Here is an 18,989-nt window from a genome sequence, read left to right on the forward strand (position 1 = left end):
GCGAAGCCGGTCCGCATCTGGATGTTAAGCACACGGCCCGGCGCTCCCGGAACGGATACGTTCACCGCATCCGCTCCATAGCCGCCTCCGGCTGCCGACAACGTCCAAGCCGCCGCCTCTTCAAGAGCCGCGCTCGATACGCCCAGCGCATCGAGCGGATTCGGCGCGCCCTCCCTCGTCACCGCATGGCCGGTCGCCCGGTTGACGAGCCTTTTCGCTCCCCCCGGCCCTTCCTCCACGCTCCACTGGGCCGAACGGTCGGCGATCGCCGGGAATCCGTACCGCAGCTTCCCTTCCGCTTCATACAGGTAGTAGCCCTTCCATTCGTTCTTGAGCCGCACATACACGGACTCCCCGACCGTCGCTGCCGTCCCCGCGCCAGCGCTTGCGCCCGGCTCCTCCGCCGCAGCCGCCGACAGCGGCGGCAGCAGCAGGATCAGGCTGAGCAGCGCGGCCAGCAGCCGGCTGAAGCTTTTCCCCATCTGTCGTTCCCCCTCATGAGTCGTCCTTTCGTCTAAGCGCTTTCAGTTTAAGAAAAGACGGACCGGCCCTCTACCACAAACAGGACCTCCAAGAGCAAGATCGTGACCTGATGCGCAGGCCAAGGCCGCCGCGGAACGCAAAAAAGCCTCCCGCACGTATGTGCAGGAGGAGACAGAAAGGTTATGCTGCGGCCCGGAGCCCTCATCCGCGCCCACTCTCACATAAGCGCTCTGGGAAGGAGGCCGAGCGGACCGCAGCGCCGCGGATTTTGTCCTTGGCTCCGCCTAGTATAGCGCATCGGGCGGCTGAGCGCCTTATGAACCGGCAGGCAGCGGAGGGAAATGCTGCATGGAGAAAATGAAAGCGTTGCTCAAAAGGCAAACTTGCACATTGGGCAACAAGTAAAGTACGATGAAAACAGCTATTTTCAGTCCGCTTATTCAAGGAGGTGATTGACATGCGCCCGCACAGCCTGCGCGATCTTAAAAAAGAAGCGACCGCCCACGCCCTGGCCAAGGCGGCGTTCGAGCTTGCGCTCGAAAAAGGGCTGGACGGCTTCGTCGTCGAGGACGTCGTGCAGCGGGCCGGCTATTCGCGGCGGACGTTCGCGAACTACTTCTCGTGCAAGGAAGAGGCGGTCGCGATGATCGCCATGACGTTCGACGGCAACGTCGACGAAGACCAGGAGCTGCACATCGATCTCGCGGAGCGGCTCTCGCCGCTCGACGTGCTGCATCGCTGGCTGCAGGCCCGCTTCACGGCCGACCTGCTGGGAAAGGTGCGCGAGCTGTTCACGCTCTCGCGCCGCCATCCTACGCTGGAGCCGTTCATCCTGAGCGTGCTCAAGCGACTGCAGGCCGGCGCGGAGGAGGAGCTGCGGCGCTACTCCGCGGACGGCCGAGATATCGTCTACACCCATCTGCTCGCCGGAGCCGTATTCGGCGCGGTGCTGCCGATTCTCGACGGCACCCTCAAGGTGCGGCTGCCCGGAGATCCGGAGGACCGCGCGCCGGACGCGATTCCGTTCGAGCAGCATCTGGAGACGACGTTCGGCTATCTGAAAAGCGGCTTCTGACCGCCCTGCCCCAGCCCGCGCGGCGCTTCGCCGCCCGCTCGCCTCATCCCCCATCAAAGGAGAATGCATCCCATCATGTCCAAGCTCTTCTACAAGCTCGGCAAGACCGCCTTCGACAAGCCATGGGCGTTCATCGCCGCCTGGGTCGTCATCCTCGGCGCCGTCGTCGCCCTGATCGCATCCAATGGCGTGAGCGTCAGCTCCGAAATGAAGATCGAAGGCACCGAATCGCAAAAAGTGCTCGACAAGCTCCAGCAGGAGCTGCCGCAGGCAGCCGGAGATCAGGGCAGCGTCGTCTTCACCGCGCCTGACGGCGAGCGGCTCGACACGCCGGAGCGCCAGCAGGCGATCCTCGCCGCCATCGCCGACATCTACAAGCAGGAGTATGTCATCAACCCCGCCGATCTGGCGGCGGGCCGGCGCCCAGGCGCAGCAAGGCGCGGCTCAGGGCGGCCAGGATGCCGCCGCAGGCCAAGGCGCCGGCGCCCAGGACCAGGCCGCGGGCGCAGCCCAAGGCGGAGCCGCCGCAGGCGCGACCGGCGCGGCGGCGATGCCGTACGGCCCGCTGATCGTCGACGGCCAGCCCGTTCCCGGCGCGCTGATCGCCTCCGACGGCAGCGTCGCTCTGTTCCAGTTCCAATTCACGGTGCAAAAGACATCCGTCCCGACGGACGTGCTGAACGACATCATCGCCACCGTCGAAAAAGCCGAGAGCGGCACCGGCATCACCTCGCTGCCGAGCGACTCGCTGCTCATGCCGGAAATTCCGATCGGCGCCAACGAAGTGTACGGCCTCGTCGTCGCCGTCCTCGCGCTGCTCGTCACGCTCGGCTCGCTCGTCGCCGCGGGCCTGCCGATCCTGACCGCGCTCATCGGCGTCGGCATCGGCGTCGGCGGCGCGTACTCGATCTCGAGCTTCGTGCCGATGACGTCGTTCACGCCGATCCTCGCCCTCATGGTCGGCCTCGCGGTCGGCATCGACTACGCGCTGTTCATCGTCAACCGCCAGCGCCGCCTCATCCTCGACCAGGGGCTGACGGCGCGCGAAGCGGCCGGACGCGCCGTCGGCACGGCGGGCAGCGCCGTGTTCTTCGCCGGCCTGACCGTCATCATCTCGCTCTGCGGCCTGCTCGTCATCGGCATCGCCTTCCTGAGCACGATGGCGCTCGTCGCCTCCGTCACGGTGTTCATCAGCGTGCTCGTCGCGCTGTCGCTGCTGCCCGCGCTGCTCGGGCTCGTCGGCGAGCGCATCTGCTCGGCCAAGGCGCGCGAGAAAAGCCGCAAGGCCGGGGGAACGCAGAAGCACAGCTTCGCCCATAGCTGGGTCCGCTTCATCATCCGCTTCCGCTGGCTCGCCATCCTCGTCGTCATCGTCGCGCTCGGCGCGGCCGCCTTGCCGGTCCGCGACATGCAGATGGGCATCCCGTCCGGCGCGACCGCCAACCTCGACTCCGGCCAGCGCCAGAGCTACGACGCGATCGCCAAAGGCTTCGGCGAAGGCTACAACGGCCCGCTGCTGCTCGTGGCCGAGCCGCGCGAAGCCGGCGGCGCGATCGCTCCGGAAGCGCTCGGCAAGCTGGCGGCCGAGCTGCAGCAGGTGAAGGACGTCTCGATCGTTACGCCGATGGGCCTCTCCGAAGGCGGCAAGATGGCGATCCTGAGCGTCATTCCGAAGTCCGGCCCGACCGACGAGGCGACCAAGACGCTCGTCGAGACGCTGCGCGACCAGGACTCCGCCCTGTCCGCGGGCAACGGCGTGACGATCGGCGTCACCGGCTTCACGGCGATCAACATCGACATGTCGGCCCGACTGGCCGAAGTATTCCCGCTGTACATCGGCATCATCGTGCTGCTGTCGCTGATCATCCTGCTGCTCGTCTTCCGCTCGATCCTCGTGCCGATCAAGGCGACGGTCGGCTTCCTGCTGAGCGTGCTCGCCACGTTCGGCATCACGACCGCCATCTTCCAATGGGGCTGGATGAAGGACCTGCTCGGCTTCGATACGGGCGGCCCGATCATGAGCTTCATCCCGATCCTCGTCACCGGCATCCTGTACGGCCTCGCGATGGATTACCAGGTATTCCTCGTCTCCTCGATGCGCGAGTCGTACGTCCACGGCCATCGCGGACGCGACAGCGTCGTGCACGGCTACGAGCAGGCGAGCCGCGTCGTCGTTGCGGCGGCGGTCATCATGGTGTCCGTGTTCGCCGGCTTCATCTTCACGCATGACATCATGATCAAGCAGATCGGCTTCGCGCTGGCGCTCGGCATCCTGCTCGACGCCTTCCTCATCCGCATGACGCTCGTGCCCGCCGTCATGGCGCTGTTCGGCGACAAGGCGTGGAGCCTGCCGCGCTGGCTCGACCGCATCCTGCCGAACCTCGACGTCGAGGGCGACAAGCTGATCGCCGAGCTGAACGCGGCCGGCGGCGAGCGCGAGCAGGTCGCGAAGGTCGCTTCCGCGCGGAAGCCGTAAGGCGGACCGCAAGCGTTCCGATTCAAAAGGCACACCAAGCGTTCCATTTTAAAAGGCATACGCAAGCGCTCCAATTCAGAAGGCATACGCAAGCGCTCCAATTCAAAAAGAAGCGTCCCGACCCGCAGCGATGCGGGAGGGACGCTTCTTTTTGATGAAACGGATCGGGACGGCTGCCGAAGCGCATACGGCTCTCTTACGCGCCTCCGGCTCCCACGGCTCCCCATCCGGTCACCCCTTCGTCGCTCCGTCCGCCAGGCCGGAGATGAGGAACCGCTGCAGCAGCAGGAACACGGTGGCGATCGGGACAGCGATCAGGATCGTGCCCGCCGCGAAGATCGTGAAGTTGTTGGAGAACTTGTCGTTGATGAAGTTGTACAGCCCGAGCGCCAGCGTGTACTTCTCCGGCGAGCGCAGGATGATGCGCGGCGTCAGGAAGTCCATGAACGGCGCCATGAACGTGAACAGCGCCACGACGGCCAGGATCGGCCGGGCGAGCGGCATCAGGATGCGGAAGAACACCGTCAGATGCCCGGCTCCGTCCATCGTCGCCGACTCGTCGAGGTCGCGCGGGATCGTGTCGAGGTAGCCTTTGACGAGGAAGACGTTCATCGGCAGCCCGCCGATGGAATAGATCAGGATCAGCCCCGCGAACGTATCGAGCAGGTTGACGAGGTTCAGCAGCAGGTAGATCGCCACCATGCCCATGAGCACGGGGAACATCTGCAGCAGCAGGAACGTGTAGATGCCGTGCTTGCGGCCCGCGAAGCGGAAGCGCGAGAATACGAACGCCAGCATCGACACGAGCGAGACGCTGATGAGCGCGTTGAACGAGGCGACGATGAGCGTGTTTTTGTACCACAGCCCGTATTCGCTCAGCGGATCGGCGAACAGCCAGCGATAATGGTCCAGCGTCAGGTTGTCGGGAATCAGCTTGGCGCTGAACAGCGTGCTGCCGGGGTTGAGCGAGATGCTCACCGCCCACAGCAGCGGGTACAGGATGACGGCGAATAGGACCAGGACGATCAGGTAGATGCCGGACACTTCCAGCCGGGAACGCAGCGTGCGGCCCATCAATATCCCTCCTCGCGGAACGAGCGCGTCCGCCGGAACTGGTACAGGGCGAAGGCGGCGACGACGACGCCCATGATGATGCTGATGGCCGCGGCCATCTTGTAGTTGTTGTCGGTGAACGTCAGGTTGTACACCCAGGAGATGAGGATGTCCGTCGCCCCCGCGCTCTGGCCCGGCACCGGCGGACCGCCTTTGTTGAACAGGAAGATGATGTTGAAGTTGTTGAAATTGAACGAGTACTGCATGATGAGCAGCGGCGCGGTGGCGAACAGCACATGCGGCAGCGTGATGAAGCGGAACTTCTGCCAGCGGCTGCCTCCGTCGACGTCGGCGGCCTCGTACCAGTCCTTGGAGATGCTCTGCAGCACGCCGGTGAACAGCGTGAACACATACGGGAAGCCGAGCCACACCTGGATCAGGATGATCGCGGTCCGCGCCCAGCCGGCGTCGGTCAGCCACGGGATCTGAACGCCGAAGGGCGCGAGCAGCTGCGTGTTGATCGCCCCGAACGTATCGTTGAACATCGCCGCGAACACGAGCACCGTCATGAACGACGGCACCGCCCACGGCAGGATGAGCACGGTGCGGATCGCCTTTTTGAAGCGGATGCGGCTGTCGTTCACCAGCACCGCGAGCAGCATCGCGAGCGCGATCTGGAGCGTCGTGGCGACGAGCGTCCAGAAGACCGTCCAGGAGAGGACGGACAGCAGGCTCTGCGTCCACAGCGGGTTGACGAACAGCTCCTTGAAGTTGGCCCAGCCGACCCAGTCGAGCAGCTTCGCCGGCGGCGAGTTGTACAGGCTGTAGTTCGTGAACGCCAGCGCGACCATGAACAGCAGCGGGAAAATGACGACCATCGCCAGCAGGATGAAGCTCGGCACGACGACGAAGTACGGGAAGCCTTTGTCGTAGCTGTCGTGGAACGCCTGCCGCATCGACGGGATGCGCTCGCCCTCGCGGCGGCGGACCGCGTCGCGCCAGGCGTCGCGGATGTTCAGCCCATAGGCGGCCAGCAGCGCGAGGCCGAGCAGCAGCGCGAGGATGCCCTCGGTCAGCAGCGTCCGGCTGTCGTCGACGTTCGGGTCCTCGCCGAGCGTGACGAGTCCTTGCAGCCCTTGGACCGTCCACGCCCCGAGCGACGCCGCCAGCGACAGCGCCAGCAGCAGCAGGATGCCTCCCTTGATGTAGCGCCGGTTGTACAGCTGGCCGAGGCCGGGCACGACGGACAGCCACGCCGCCCGCTTCGGCGACGGCGCCCCGCCCGGACCAGGCCCGGTTTGCAGCGCGTTTTGCATGATGACTCTCCTTCCTATCCCAGCTCTATTTCTCATGCGCGGCCGAAAATAAAGCCTGCGGAGCGTGCCGGTCGCCCGGCGGCCCGCAGGCTTGTGCATGCTCGCTTACTTGCCGGACATCGCGATCTTGTCCTGCACCTGCTTGACGGCGTCGTCAAGCGACTGCTGCACGTCGCGGCCTTCGGAAGCGAACTTCAGCGCGTTGGCCATCGGATCCCAGACGTAGTCCAGCTCCGGCACGGTCGGGAACGGCTGGCCGTACTGCACCTGCTCGGAGAAGCCGGCGACGAGCGGATCGCCCGTCAGCTTCTCGTTGTTCAGCACGCCTTTGACCGGCGGCACCTGACCCGTCTTTTCGTAATACTCCAGCGCGTTCTCCTCGTTCGTGATGAACGCGGCCAGATCGCTCGCCCACTCCGGGCTCTTGGAGAACTTGGAGAGCATCCAGCCCTTGACGCCGATGAAGGACGTCGGGTGCTTGCCGTTGTCCAGCGTCGGCAGCGGCGCCACGCCGAGGTCGTCGCCGAGCTGCTTCTTGTAGTCGGTGATCGCCCACGGTCCGTTGATGACCGCGCCGACCTGGCCCGCTCCGAACAGGCCGCCGACGACGTCGCCGTTCACGCCTTTCGGCAGGTAGCCCTTTTCGAACCAGCTCTGGATCAGCTTCACGCCGGCGACGGCGCCTTCCTTGTTCAGGCCGATGTCGGCGGTGTCGAAGCCGGTGTCGGTCTTCTTGAAGATATAGCCGTCGTTGCCGCCCATGAACGCCCACGCATAGTAGAAGTTCAGCCCTTCCATCAGGAAGCCGTACTTCTGCTTCTTCGCGTCGGTCTGCTCGGCCGCCAGCTTCTCCAGATCGGCGACCGTCGCCGGCGGCGTCGGCACGAGCTTCTTGTTGTAGAACAGCGCGTACGTCTCCGTGACGAAAGGCAGGCCGTACAGTTGGCCTTCCTGGCTGAGCGCGGTGAGCGATTCCGGCGTGTACGCGTCCAGCACCGGCTGCTCCGCCTTCACCGGCTGCACGAGCCCTTTGAGCACCAGGTTGCCGATGCCGGGCTGGAAGAACAGGTCCGGCCCTTTGCCGGCCGGTCCGTCGAGCGAGAGGATCTGCTGCTGGTCGTTCATCTTGACCGGCTTGACGCTCACCTTGATGCCCGTCTTCTCCGTGTACTTGTCGGTGATGGCCGTGATGGCGGCGACGCTCTCGGCGTTGTCGTCCGGCCAGATCGTCAGCTCGGCCGGCTTCTCCGGCATGCCGCTCGCTTCGCCGCCTGCGTTCGCGGCGGCGTCGTTGGACGGCGCGGCCGTAGGCGCCGCTTCGTTCGCGGCGCTGCCCGCATTGCCGGCGCTGCCGCTGTTGCCGTTGCTGTTGCCGTTGCTTCCGCAGGCCGCCAGGCTTGTGAGCGAGAGCGCCAGCACCAGCGCCGCCGCTGCGGTCGTTTTTTTGTTCATCGTTGTATCCTCCCCTATGTGTCGCGATCCAGCTTGCATGATGTCATTGTAGATGGCGCGAGGATGGGGCCACTACCAACCTGGTGACCGGGATGAGCACGATTGTGACCAAGGGATCGGAGGCGGACTTTTGAGGGCTCGATCGCTTCTTCAGAAAAGTTCCACTGCTTCCGCTGCCGCGCGCGCTTCCGCTGTCCATGCTTTGGCTGTCCATGCTTTCGCTGTCCATGCCTCCGCTTTCCCGCCAGCTCGCTATTCGCCGTCCGCCTGCTCCGCGCGCTTCGCCGCCGCGCACTTACCGCGGTCCGCTTTCTCGGCGCCTCGCGCTCCGCTGTCGCGCCCTTATCGCGGTCCGCTTCCCCGGCGCCTCGCGCTCCGTTTGTCCACTCTGCCCGCAAGACTCGTTTGCAAGCTTCGACCGGAACCAATCGGGCGATCACGGCGAGGCTCCAGCCTAACGAAACTACAGGACGCTATTTACCCTAGAAATGGGCTTTTCAAAATGTAAGGATACTCAGAAGCGCTATTGGAGGTTAACCCCCCGTTTTGCTGGCCAAGCAGGCTCAATAGCGTCTGTGAGTTTCGTTAGAATGTTCAGAGAGCCGAATATAGCGAAATAGCGTCTGTGAGTTTCGTTAGAAATGCAGGGCGGCTAGCGGCGAGGGCGTTTGCTCTTATGGCGGGGGCGTTCGGGCGGCTCGCGGCGGGGGCGGCTGCTCCATTGGCGGGGGCGTCCGGGCGGCTCGGCGCAGCCGCGGCTCGACCAATTCCCGCTTGCACGCCGCACCGATTTGAACTAATATGAACGTATTCATACGAATACGAACTCATAGGAGGTTCATTCATGGAAATCCGCTATGCATCCCATCCGAACGAAGTCAAGGCATTCGACACGACCCGCCTGCGCCAGGAATTCCTCATCGAAAGCCTGCTCCAGCCGGACCGGCTGACGCTGACGCACACGCATGTGGACCGGTTCATCGTCGGCGGCGCCGTGCCGCTCAGCACCGGCATCAAGCTCGACGTCGACAAGAAGACGATCGGAGCCGCCAGCTTCCTCGAGCGCCGCGAGATCGGCATCATCAACGTCGGCGGCAGCGGCACGATCGTCGTCGACGGCACGGAATACGCGATGGGGCCGAAGGACTGCCTGTACATCGGCCGCGGAGCCCTGGACGTGGAGCTGCGCAGCGACGATGCGGCGAGCCCGGCGAAGTACTATTTCAACTCCACTCCGGCCCATCAGACGTACCCGACCGTCAAAGCCGCGATCAGCGAGGCGACGCCCGCCCGTCTCGGCAGCCAGACGAACTCCAACGAGCGCACGATCTACAAATACATCCACGTCGACGGCATCCAGAGCTGCCAGCTCGTCATGGGGATGACGCTGCTTCAGGAGGGCAGCATGTGGAACACGATGCCTTGCCACACGCACAACCGCCGCTCCGAGGTGTACTTCTACTTCGACATGCCGGACAACGGCAACGTCTTCCACCTGATGGGAGACCCGCAGGAGACGCGCCACCTCGTCGTCCGCAACGAGCAAGGCGTCATCAGCCCGAGCTGGTCGATCCACAGCGGCGTCGGCACGAGCAGCTACACGTTCATCTGGGGCATGGCCGGCGAGAACCAGGCGTTCGACGATATGGACGCCGTGGCGATGCAGGATCTGCGCTGATGCGCTAAGATAAGAGCAACCCTTGCTCGAAGCGGAAATTGCACCCGGATAGGATGAACGCGGATGAACCCATTGCGAAGACATGAAACGATTATGGAAATGCTGCTCGCGCAGCGCGAGGTGACGGTCGCCGAGCTGAGCGAGCGGCTGCAGGTGACCGGCAAGACGGTGCGCGAGGATCTCGCGAAGCTCGAGGAGCGCGGCCTGCTCGCCCGCATCCACGGCGGCGCGGTGCTCGCCCAGGACGGCCAGCTCGGCATCCTGACGGCCAAGGAGCCGCTGGAGCGCCACCATGCCGAAAAAGCCGCCATCGCCGCGCTGGCGCTCACGCTCGTCAAGCCGGGCGCCGTCATCGCCCTCGACGGCGGCAGCACGACGCTCGAGATCGCGCGGCTCCTCGACAACGAGCCGCTCACCGTCGTCACGAACGACGTCCGCATCATCGCCGAGCTCGCGCCCAAGGACCGCATCCAGCTCGTCGTGCCGGGCGGCTATCGGGTGCGCAACATGCTTGCGGGCGCCGAGGCGGCCCAGTACGTGCGGCGGCTCAACATCCAGACGGCGTTCCTGTCCGCAACCGGCGTGCATCCGGACAACGGCTTTACGATCTACACCGGCGACCTGCTGGAGCTGAAGCGGGCTTTCGTCGAGACGGCCCGCGCCGTCTATGCGGTGGCGGACCACAGCAAGTTCGGCCAGAGCGCCTTGTTCACCTTCGCCCGTCTGGACGAAGCGACGGCGATCCTGACCGATGCCGACGCGGACGAGGAGGCCACCCGGCCGCTTCGCGCCGCCGGCATCGCCGTCTGGAACGGCGCGCGCCCTTCCTCTTGAGCGGACGACCCCATTCTCGATAAAGAAGGACGGATCCCTATGTTCAATCTGCAAGGAAAGACCGCGCTCGTGACCGGCACGTCCGGCGGGCTCGGCCAGGCGATGGCTGTCGGCCTCGCCGAAGCCGGAGCGAATGTCGTCGCCGTCAGCTCCTCCGGCAGCGCGGCCGCGGTCGGCCAGATCCGCGGCCTCGGCCGCGAGGCGGAGGACCTGCAAGCCGATCTCAGCCGCCTCGACGAGCTGGGCGACGTGTTCGAGCGCGCCGCATCCCGCTTCGGAGGCATCGACATCCTCGTCAACAACGCCGGCATCATCCGCCGCACGCCGGCGGCGCAGCACAGCCGCGAGGACTGGCAGGCGGTCATCGACCTCAACCTGAACGCCGTCTTTTACCTGAGCCAGCTCGCCGGCGCGCATATGATCGAACGCGGCAGCGGCAAGATCGTCAACATCGCCTCGATGCTGTCTTTCCAAGGCGGCATCAACGTGCCGGGCTACACGGCCAGCAAGCATGCCGTCGCCGGCCTGACCAAGGCGCTCGCCAACGAGTGGGCGTCCAAGGGCATCCAGGTGAACGCCATCGCTCCGGGCTACATGGAGACGAACAACACCGCGCCGATCCTCGCCGACGAGGCCCGCTACCGCTCGATCACCGAGCGCATCCCGGCCGGACGCTGGGGCACGCCGGACGACCTGAAGGGTCCGGTCGTCTTCCTCGCCTCCTCCGCCTCCGATTACCTGAACGGCCACGTGCTCTGCGTGGACGGGGGCTGGCTGGCGCGCTGACCGGGCCGTTATGGTACCGTTTTTTCGATCATCCAGACCAAGCTTGACCTTGTCCGACAGGCTGTCCCTCGCGAAAGCGAGGGGCAGCCTGTTTTTTTGCAGCCGGCGCAGCTGCAAAACCGGTTTAACGACGGGGATCGGACGTTGAAGTGGGGAAAGAAGCGACATCGCCCTGCAAAATCGCGCCAATCTTCATCGAATCGGGGCTTTTTACGAAAGGTTCACCCTACGTTTAGCGTGAGTTTATAAAACCGGTTTAATGTGGGCTTCGAGAGACAGGAAAGCGAGGTCGAACGCAATTCGTGGCTACCATCGAGGATGTCGCAAGAGCAGCCGGCGTGTCGAAAGGCACCGTATCGAGCGTGTTCAGCAAGAAACGCCCCATCAGCAAGGAAGTGACTGAGCGGGTGCTGGAAGCCGCCCGCGGCTTGAACTACAAGCCCAACTACTGGGCGCGCAGCCTGGCGAGCCGCTCCACCCGCATCATCGGGCTCAACATCCGCGGGGAGCCTTACCGCTTCGGTCCCTTCCATCTCGCCCTCATGAACGGCGTGCTGCGCGTCTGCTATGAGCATGGCTACCGGCTGCTCGTGAACACCTTGTCCCCGGGCTACCTCAGCCAGGTCGAGAACCTGGCCTCGGACCCGGTGGACGGCGAGATCATCCTCGACCCCTCCGCCAAAGGAGATGCCCGGATCGAGGACCGGCTCGCCAGCGGCACGCCGCTCGTCGTCATCGGCCGTCCCTCCGCCGAGCATGAAGCCAAGGTCAGCTATGTCGACCATGACAACGCGGGCCTCGCGGCCGGCGTCACCCGCTGCCTGCTGGAGCTCGGCCACCGGGACATCCTGTTCCTCAATGCTCCCGAGCTGCGGACCGTCGCAGAGGACCGCGCTCACGGCTACCGGGAGGCGTACCGCAAGGCGGGCTTGGAGCCTCCTCCGCAAAGGCTGCTCCACAAGCCGGAGCGCGGCCTGTCCTCCCATCAGTTCGGCTTCGACGCCGCCAGCGCCATGCTGGAGCGGCATCCCGCGATTACGGCGGTCATCGCGGACAATGAGATGATGGCGCTAGGCGTGTACAAGGCGGCGGAAAGCCTCGGCCTGTCGATCCCCGGCGAGCTGTCCGTCTTTGCCTTCAGCGACGATGCCGTCCTGTTCCCCGAGCTCTCCCCGCCGCTCGCCGGAGTCCGGCAGCATGCGGAGCAGCTCGGCATGGAGGCGGCCGCCATGCTCATCGAGCAGCTGCGCAGCGGCAATTCGGCCGCGCGCCGGACGCTGGTTCCTGCCGAGCTCGTCCCTCGGGCGTCCTGCTCGGCTCCCGCCGTTTCCCCTCAATCTGTCTAATTCTAAGGAGGCTGATCTTCATGAAAACGAAACCTTGGCTGGCTGCCGCTATGGCGGCGGCGCTGAGCGCGAGCCTGCTGTCCGGCTGCAGCGGAGCGGACAACGGCGGCAACGCGGCCTCTCCCGCTCCCGGCAGCTCGGCGAGCCCTGCCGCTCCGCAGAAGCTGCGCATCCTGAGCGCGAACGTCGGCGGCAAGACGCCGGAAGAAAACGAGAAGTTCGAGGCCGCTCTGAGCGAGCTCACCGGAATGGACGTGACGCTGGAGAAGCCGGCGGAGGGCTACGACCAGAAGGTGCTGACCGCGCTCGGCTCGGGCGAGAAATACGATCTGATCGAGGGCAGCAACCTGGGCGTGCTCGATACCTTCGTCGAGCAGGGAGTCGTCAGCGACCTGACCGAGTTCGTCGAGAGCTCCGCCGTGCTGTCCGATCCGAAAGTCATCCCCGCCGCGGAGTGGGAGCAGCTGACGGACAAGGACGGACGGATCGTGGCCGTCTTCAGCAAGTTCCAGGGAGGCACGATGCCGATCGTCCGCAAGGACTGGCTGGACAAGCTGAAGCTGAGCGAGCCCCAGACGCTGGAGGACTACTACGAGGTCCTCAAGGCGTTCAAGGAGCAGGATCCGGACGGCAACGGCAAGGACGACACGTACGGACTGAGCACCTCCGGCCTCTATGACATCCAGGGCTTCATGAGCGCGGCCGGACTTAAATACCGGTATGTGATGGAGGACGGAAAACGGACGATTCCGTACGCCACCGATGCCGCGGTCCCGATGTACGAATGGTTCGCCAAGCTCTTCAAGGAAGGCATCCTCGATCCGAACTTCGTCACCAACGATACGGCCAAGATGCGCAATCTGTTCCTCACGGATCGGGTCGGCATGGTCACGTACTGGGATGCCTGGGTCGGCATGTTCAACAGCCTGCGCCAGCAGCAGGATCCCAGCACCGCCTTCGCGGCGGCGGCGCTGCCGCCGGCGTCAGGCCCGGACGGCGAGCGGATCATGCGCCGGGGAGACCCGGACTACTGGTTCGTGCCGGCCAACGCCGAGCATCCCGAAGCGGCTAAGCAGTTCCTCGAGTTTTGGCAGACCGAGCCCGGCATCATGCTGGGCAGCCTCGGCATCGAAGGCGAGGATTACGTCAAGGAAGGCGATAGCCTGAAGCTGACGGACATCGGCAAGATGCACAACATGGATCACGGCGTGCCGTTCTGGTACAACGAGAACGTGAAGCCTCCGTTCGGCAAGCTGCCGGGCGTGCAGGAGGCGCAGGACCTCGTCAAGGCCCACGCCTCGCTCGAGCTGGCGCTGCCCGGCTGGAGCGACGCGGAGAAGATCGTGCAGCAGTACGCGCTCGAGGCGATGTCCGGCAAGCGGGAAGCGGCCGACGCGGTCAAGCGGATGCGCCAGGAGCTGCTCGCCAAGAAGCTGATCGACGAATAACAAGGGCGGTCGGCCCGGGAAAGGAGCAGCAGCCTTGACGACGATAAAGCGCTTCGGCGCCCTGTACGCGATGATGATTCCGGTCGTCCTCTACTTCCTTGTCTACGCCTACTATCCGCTGGCTCGCGGACTTCAGATCAGCTTCCAGGATTACCGGCTCATGGGCGCCCATCCCTACATCGGCTGGGACAACTACCGCCTCGTGCTGCAGGACGCTTCCTTCCTGGATGCGTTCGTCAATACGCTTCTCATCGGCGGCGGCACGCTGGCGCTCGGCTTCGCGGCCCCGCTCGCGATCGCCCTGTCGCTGAACGAGGTGCTGCGCAGCTGGTTCCGCAAGACGGCCCAGATGGTCCTCTATCTGCCCCATCTCCTGTCGTGGGTCGTCATCGGGGGGATGTGGATCTTCCTGCTCTCCCCCGATACGGGGCTCGTGAACGTCGTCCTCGTCAAGCTCGGAATGAGCGGACCGATCCATTTCCTCGCCGATGCGGGCTGGTCCCGGTGGATGCTCATCCTGCTCGCGACGTGGAAGGACATGGGCTATAACTGCATCCTGTTTCTGGCCGGCATCGTGTCGATCAGCCCGTCGCTCTACGAGGCGGCGCGCATGGACGGGGCTTCCCGCTGGCAGCAGATGCGCGATGTGACGCTGCCCCAGCTGTCCGGCACGATGAAGGTCATTTTCCTGCTCAACACGCTCGGCATCCTGAGGATCTTCGATCCGGTGTTCATCCTGAGGAATCCGGCGACCGCCTCCAAGGTCGACGTGCTGATGATGTATACGTTCCAGAGAGGCATTTTGGAAATGAAGATCGGACCTGCAGCGGCAGCGAGCTTCCTCGTCGTGCTGCTGACTTTTGCGCTGACATTCGCCGTCCGGCGTCTGATCCGCTTTGACGAGGTGTAGCCCGTGGGAGATCGCTATGACCGGCTCGGATGGGCCAATCGGACCTTCGACGCCTTGAATGCGGGATTCCTCATCCTGCTCATGCTGACGATGATCATTCCTTTCCTGAACGTGCTCGCCTTGGCCTTCTCTTCCGGCATCGCCTCGATGCAGCCGGATATCGTGCTGATCCCGAAGGACTTCAGCACCGAAGGGTTCGTCACGGTCTGGAGCAGCCTGGACCTGTGGCGGCCGCTGCTCAACAGCACGATCGTCACGCTGTCCGGAACGGCGCTCCATGTGCTCTTGTCCAGCCTGGCGGGCTATGTGTTCATCCATCCGCATCTGCCGGGCCGCAAGCTCATGATCAGCTTCATCCTGCTGACGATGATGGTGCCGCAGGAGGCCGTCATGATTCCGCTCTATGTCGTGAACAAAGACCTGCATCTGATCAATACGCTGAGCGTGCTGGTGCTGTCCGGCCTCGTGTCGGGCTTCTCCATCCTGCTCATGCGGAACTTCTTCTCCGCCATCCCCTACGAGATGGCCGAGTCGGCCAAGATCGACGGCGCCGGCGAGCTGCGCGTCTTCTTCACGATGTACATGCGCCTCGCGGCGGCGGGGCTGGCGACGGTGACGCTGTATGAGTTCGTCGGTCGCTGGAACATGCTGACGCCTGCGGTCATGTATATTACCGACATGGCCAAGATCACCCTTCAGGTCGCCCTGAAGTCGATGATCGTCGATTCGGCGGCCACTTCGAGCAGCTACCTGATCACGACCAACGTGCGGATGGCCGGCATCGTCATCAGCGTCCTGCCGCTGATCGCCGTCTATCCTTTCGTGCAGAGGCATTTCATGAAAGGCATTCTCGCAGGCGCCAACAAGGAATAGGACTTCGAGCAGAAGGAGGACTGGAGATGAATGGAAACAGCTTGCCGGACGACGGGCTCCGCTATGATGCGGACCGCCTGGAGAACGGACCGGACGCGGAGCATCCGGGCGTCCAGACGCTGCGGCTCACGCGCCGGATCTCGGCGGAGGAGAGGAGGACCTATCCGGAACTCGCCTTTGACGTGGAAGAGGACCTCGAGCGCATCGAGGTCCTCTACGAATACGACCGTCAAGGCGGCGAGGCCGTCATCGACATCGGCCTGCGCTCGCCCGAGCGCATCGTCGGATGGAGCGGCGGAGCGAGAAGCCGCTTTTTTGTCGCCGCGGAGCAGGCTACGCCGGGCTACCGCAGCGGCAAGCCCGGGCGCGGGCGGTGGGCGGTCATGCTCGGAGCGTACCGGATTCCGGAGGGCGGCGTCACGGTGTCGGTCGAGGTGCGGCTCCGGCGGCCCGTCAGCCGCTGGGTCAAAGGCGACCTGCACGCGCATACGACGCACAGCGACGGCGCCTATTCGCTCGCCGAGGCCAGCTCGTCGGCGGCGAGCCGCGGGCTCGACTTTCTCGCGTTGACCGACCATAATACATCCTCGCAAAATGCGTTCGCCGATCGGGCCGACGAGCGCCTGCTGCTGCTGCCCGGCGTGGAGCTGACCAGCTATGGCGGCCACGCCAACCTGCTCGGCCATCCGGATGCTCTGGACGACTTCCGCGTCGCGTCTCCGCAAGAGGCGGAGCGGCAGCTGAGCCTGGCGAGGGAACGCGGAGCGTTCGTCTCCCTCAATCATCCGTTTTGTCCCGACTGCCCTTGGGAGTTCGGCTTCGATCTGCCGTTCGACGCCATCGAGGTCTGGAACGGTCCTTGGCGGGAGCTGAACGAACAGGCGCTGTCCTGGTGGCAGCGCCAGCTGTCTCTCGGCCGCAGGATCGTCGCCCTCGGAGGCAGCGATACGCATCGCCCGGATCGCTACGTCCGCCACGGAAGGCCGGCGGCGTCCCTCTGGACCCGCTCTCCGGGCACGGCAGGGCTGATGCAGGCGCTGCGCGCGGGAAGGGTCGTCCTCTCCCATGATCCGGAGGATACGTTCCTGACGCTGCGCTCCGGCAGCGCCGGCGTCGGCGACGAAGCTGCGCCGCATCCGGACGGCAGCCTGCCGCTGACGATCGGCATCCATGCGGCGGCGGACGACGAGATCTTCCTCTGGTCCGATCGCGGCCTGGAAGCCGCATGGAGGCTGGCCGGCAGGGCGGACCCCTCCCCGGAAGCAGCCGCGATGGCTGCGGCATACGCGTCGCTCGCCGGTCCAGGCGGCTTGCCGGAGGGCGAAGGCTCATCCCGCGCCCAGCCGGACGTCCCGGCGACGGATGTCCGTGCGGACCGGGAAGGGCGCGCCACGCTGAGCTTCGCCGGAAGCGGCGACCGCCTGTTCTATCGTCTCGAGGCCCGGCGCCGCCTGCCCGCTTCTTCCCGGACATTCGTGACCTGCCTGACGAATCCGGTCTATGTCAAGCGTTGAAAATCCCCTTCAGACAGCCGGGCCGAATCCGTCCGGTATGCGGACGGGCTGACGCCGAAGCGGCGGCGGAACAGAGCCGCGAAATGGTTGTAGCTGCGGAATCCGACCTCCGCCGCCGCCTCCGAAGGCAGACGGCCGGCATGCGCGAGGAGCAGCGCGGCCTGCTCGAGCCGCATCTCCGCGAGCGTCTCGAGGATCGTCCTGCCGGTCTGCTCCTTGAACAGATGGGACAGCCGGGAGGGCGAAAGCGCGGCGATGCGGGCCAGGTCCTCGATCCGCAGCTCCTCCTCCATGCGCGAGGCGAGCACGCGCAGGACGGCGGCGACGCGGGGATCGACGCGGTCGCCGAGCTGCGACGCCGCGAGCAGCAGCAGCGCCCCGAGATGGTTCTCGCAGCGCAGCAGCCCGTAAGCGCCGCGCTCCCGGGCATCCTGGAGCAGCAGCCGGAACGAGCGCAGCGCGCGGCGGCGGAAAGTGCCGGACAAAGGCACGTTCAGCAGCTCCTTCTCCGGCAGCAGGCCGGTGTGCGGAAGACGGGCGAAATGGCACCACATGAAATGCCATTGCTCCCCTTTTGCCGTCCCGTATTCGTGGGCGACATCCTTGCGCAGCAGGATCAGATCGCCCTCCGAGCACGAGCTCTGTTCGGCCGGGGTGCGGAAATATCCCCTTCCTCCCAGCGTGTAGGCGAGCAGCCAGCTGTCCGCGCCTTCCGGCCGGCGCACGGAATAATCGTCGCCGCGGCGGAAATGGCCGGCGACGAGGCCGGGGATGCTTTCTCTCATGACGCGCCCTCCTTTTTTCAAATGCCGCCGTGCGGCGGATGCGGATGCGGCAGCAGAATCCAGCCAGTTATAAGCAGGATCCGGACTTCCGCGCGTCCTCCTTCATCCTCTATGCTGGACTCATCCCGCTCCCACGAAAGGATGATGAAGCATGACCCAGCCCGCTTCGCCTCAAGACTCGCTGCGCTCGTTCCAGGACGAGGGCTACCTCATCGTACGAGGCTTGCTCCGCCAGGAGGAGATCGATGCCATCCGGCGCGAGTTCGACGCCATCGCCGGAACGGCTGTCCCCGGCTATTTCGAGCCGCAGTTCGGCAGCGATGCCGCCGCCGATCCCCTCAAGCGGTACCCCCGCGTCATGCATCCGCACCGGTTCAATGCGCTGTCCCGCAGCTTCATGCTGCATCCCGGCGTGATGGGCGTGCTCCGGGAGCTCCTCGGCGAGGAAGCGGTCGCGGCCCAAAGCATGTTCTACTACAAGCCGCCCGGATCGCGGGGCCAGGCGCTGCATCAGGACAACTTCTACCTCAAGGTCGAGCCCGGCACCTGCATCGCCGCCTGGACCGCCGTCGACCGCTGCGACGAGGAGAACGGCTGCATGCTGCTCGTGCCGAAAACGAACGTCAGCGATATCGTCTGCCCGGAGGAGGCGGATGTCAAGGAGTCTTTTACGACCCACTACGTCAAGCCGCCGAAGGACGAGAAGCCGGTCGCGGCCGTCATGGAGCCCGGCGACGTGCTGTTCTTCAACGGAAGCCTCATCCACGGCTCGTACCGCAACAAGTCCAAGGACCGCTTCCGGCGCGCATTCATCTGCCACTATGCCGGCCTCTCGTCCACGTCCATCTCGCATTGGTACAATCCGCTCTACCGCGCGGACGGGACGGAGCTGCGCCTGCAGGCCAATCCGGACGGAGGTCCCTGCGGCATCGAGACGCCGGCCTATCACTGACCGCCCCG

The 18,989-nt window shown here is 65.0% G+C and carries 15 protein-coding genes; 11 read left to right on the top strand and 4 right to left on the bottom strand.

The genetic code is table 11. The annotated features are described in order from the left end of the window. Positions 1 to 940: 940 nt before the first annotated feature. Positions 941 to 1,558 (top strand): TetR/AcrR family transcriptional regulator, encoded by a 618-nt coding sequence (locus tag B8V81_RS04175; RefSeq protein WP_028597124.1) that lies wholly within the window; start codon positions 941 to 943, stop codon positions 1,556 to 1,558. Positions 1,559 to 1,943: 385 nt separating this feature from the next. Next, positions 1,944 to 4,034 carry an MMPL family transporter gene (locus B8V81_RS04180; RefSeq protein ID WP_244912716.1) on the top strand — a complete coding sequence of 697 codons (2,091 nt, stop codon included), beginning with the start codon at positions 1,944 to 1,946 and terminating at the stop codon, positions 4,032 to 4,034. A gap of 231 nt (positions 4,035 to 4,265) precedes the next feature. Here B8V81_RS04180 and B8V81_RS04185 read toward each other — a convergent pair whose 3' ends face one another. The 3 genes from B8V81_RS04185 to B8V81_RS04195 all read right to left on the bottom strand — a co-directional run bounded on the left by B8V81_RS04185 (position 4,266) and on the right by B8V81_RS04195 (position 7,855). Beyond that, complete coding sequence (locus tag B8V81_RS04185; RefSeq protein ID WP_028597126.1) at positions 4,266 to 5,108, bottom strand: sugar ABC transporter permease; 843 nt, start codon at positions 5,106 to 5,108, stop codon at positions 4,266 to 4,268. Beyond that, on the bottom strand, positions 5,108 to 6,403 hold the full coding sequence (locus B8V81_RS04190; RefSeq protein WP_101807805.1) for a carbohydrate ABC transporter permease: 1,296 nt from the start codon (positions 6,401 to 6,403) through the stop codon (positions 5,108 to 5,110). Before B8V81_RS04190 ends, B8V81_RS04185 begins: the two co-directional genes overlap by 1 nt. A 105-nt stretch (positions 6,404 to 6,508) precedes the next feature. Then, positions 6,509 to 7,855: an extracellular solute-binding protein gene (locus tag B8V81_RS04195; RefSeq protein WP_101807806.1), complete on the bottom strand. Its 1,347-nt coding sequence runs from the start codon at positions 7,853 to 7,855 to the stop codon at positions 6,509 to 6,511. An 844-nt stretch (positions 7,856 to 8,699) separates the two neighbouring features. Between B8V81_RS04195 and kduI the strand changes: the two genes are divergently transcribed. The 8 genes from kduI (at position 8,700) to B8V81_RS04235 (ending at position 17,244) form a co-directional block, all read left to right on the top strand. Continuing rightward, complete coding sequence (gene kduI, locus B8V81_RS04200) at positions 8,700 to 9,533, top strand: 5-dehydro-4-deoxy-D-glucuronate isomerase (RefSeq protein WP_101807807.1); 834 nt, start codon at positions 8,700 to 8,702, stop codon at positions 9,531 to 9,533. A 63-nt stretch (positions 9,534 to 9,596) separates the two neighbouring features. Continuing rightward, positions 9,597 to 10,367 (top strand): DeoR/GlpR family DNA-binding transcription regulator, encoded by a 771-nt coding sequence (locus tag B8V81_RS04205; RefSeq protein ID WP_101807808.1) that lies wholly within the window; start codon positions 9,597 to 9,599, stop codon positions 10,365 to 10,367. A gap of 39 nt (positions 10,368 to 10,406) precedes the next feature. Continuing rightward, positions 10,407 to 11,153: a 2-dehydro-3-deoxy-D-gluconate 5-dehydrogenase KduD gene (gene kduD / locus B8V81_RS04210; protein ID WP_174817677.1), complete on the top strand. Its 747-nt coding sequence runs from the start codon at positions 10,407 to 10,409 to the stop codon at positions 11,151 to 11,153. A gap of 302 nt (positions 11,154 to 11,455) precedes the next feature. Continuing rightward, positions 11,456 to 12,499, top strand: coding sequence for a LacI family DNA-binding transcriptional regulator (locus B8V81_RS04215; protein WP_101807809.1), 1,044 nt, complete (start codon positions 11,456 to 11,458; stop codon positions 12,497 to 12,499). Positions 12,500 to 12,519: 20 nt separating this feature from the next. After that, entirely contained in the window at positions 12,520 to 13,947 is a 1,428-nt protein-coding gene (locus B8V81_RS04220; protein ID WP_101807810.1) for an extracellular solute-binding protein, read from the top strand. Positions 13,948 to 13,981: 34 nt separating this feature from the next. After that, positions 13,982 to 14,857 carry an ABC transporter permease subunit gene (locus B8V81_RS04225; protein WP_101807811.1) on the top strand — a complete coding sequence of 292 codons (876 nt, stop codon included), beginning with the start codon at positions 13,982 to 13,984 and terminating at the stop codon, positions 14,855 to 14,857. A 3-nt stretch (positions 14,858 to 14,860) separates the two neighbouring features. Next, the gene (locus B8V81_RS04230; RefSeq protein WP_228551578.1) at positions 14,861 to 15,730 is read left to right on the top strand and encodes a carbohydrate ABC transporter permease; all 870 of its coding nucleotides are present in this window, start codon (positions 14,861 to 14,863) and stop codon (positions 15,728 to 15,730) included. A gap of 26 nt (positions 15,731 to 15,756) precedes the next feature. Beyond that, positions 15,757 to 17,244, top strand: coding sequence for a CehA/McbA family metallohydrolase (locus B8V81_RS04235; RefSeq protein ID WP_101807812.1), 1,488 nt, complete (start codon positions 15,757 to 15,759; stop codon positions 17,242 to 17,244). Here the strand turns inward: B8V81_RS04235 and B8V81_RS04240 are convergent. Then, positions 17,229 to 18,029, bottom strand: coding sequence for a helix-turn-helix domain-containing protein (locus B8V81_RS04240; protein WP_052332870.1), 801 nt, complete (start codon positions 18,027 to 18,029; stop codon positions 17,229 to 17,231). The two genes, B8V81_RS04235 and B8V81_RS04240, sit on opposite strands and share 16 nt — an antisense overlap. 151 nt (positions 18,030 to 18,180) lie before the next feature. Here B8V81_RS04240 and B8V81_RS04245 point away from each other — a divergent pair, with 151 nt between their 5' ends. Beyond that, on the top strand, positions 18,181 to 18,981 hold the full coding sequence (locus B8V81_RS04245; protein WP_101807813.1) for a phytanoyl-CoA dioxygenase family protein: 801 nt from the start codon (positions 18,181 to 18,183) through the stop codon (positions 18,979 to 18,981). The last annotated feature ends 8 nt before the right edge of the window (positions 18,982 to 18,989 follow it).

The organism is Paenibacillus pasadenensis (assembly GCF_002864175.1).
In the GTDB taxonomy this organism is placed as follows: Bacteria; Bacillota; Bacilli; order Paenibacillales; family Paenibacillaceae; genus Paenibacillus_O; species Paenibacillus_O pasadenensis.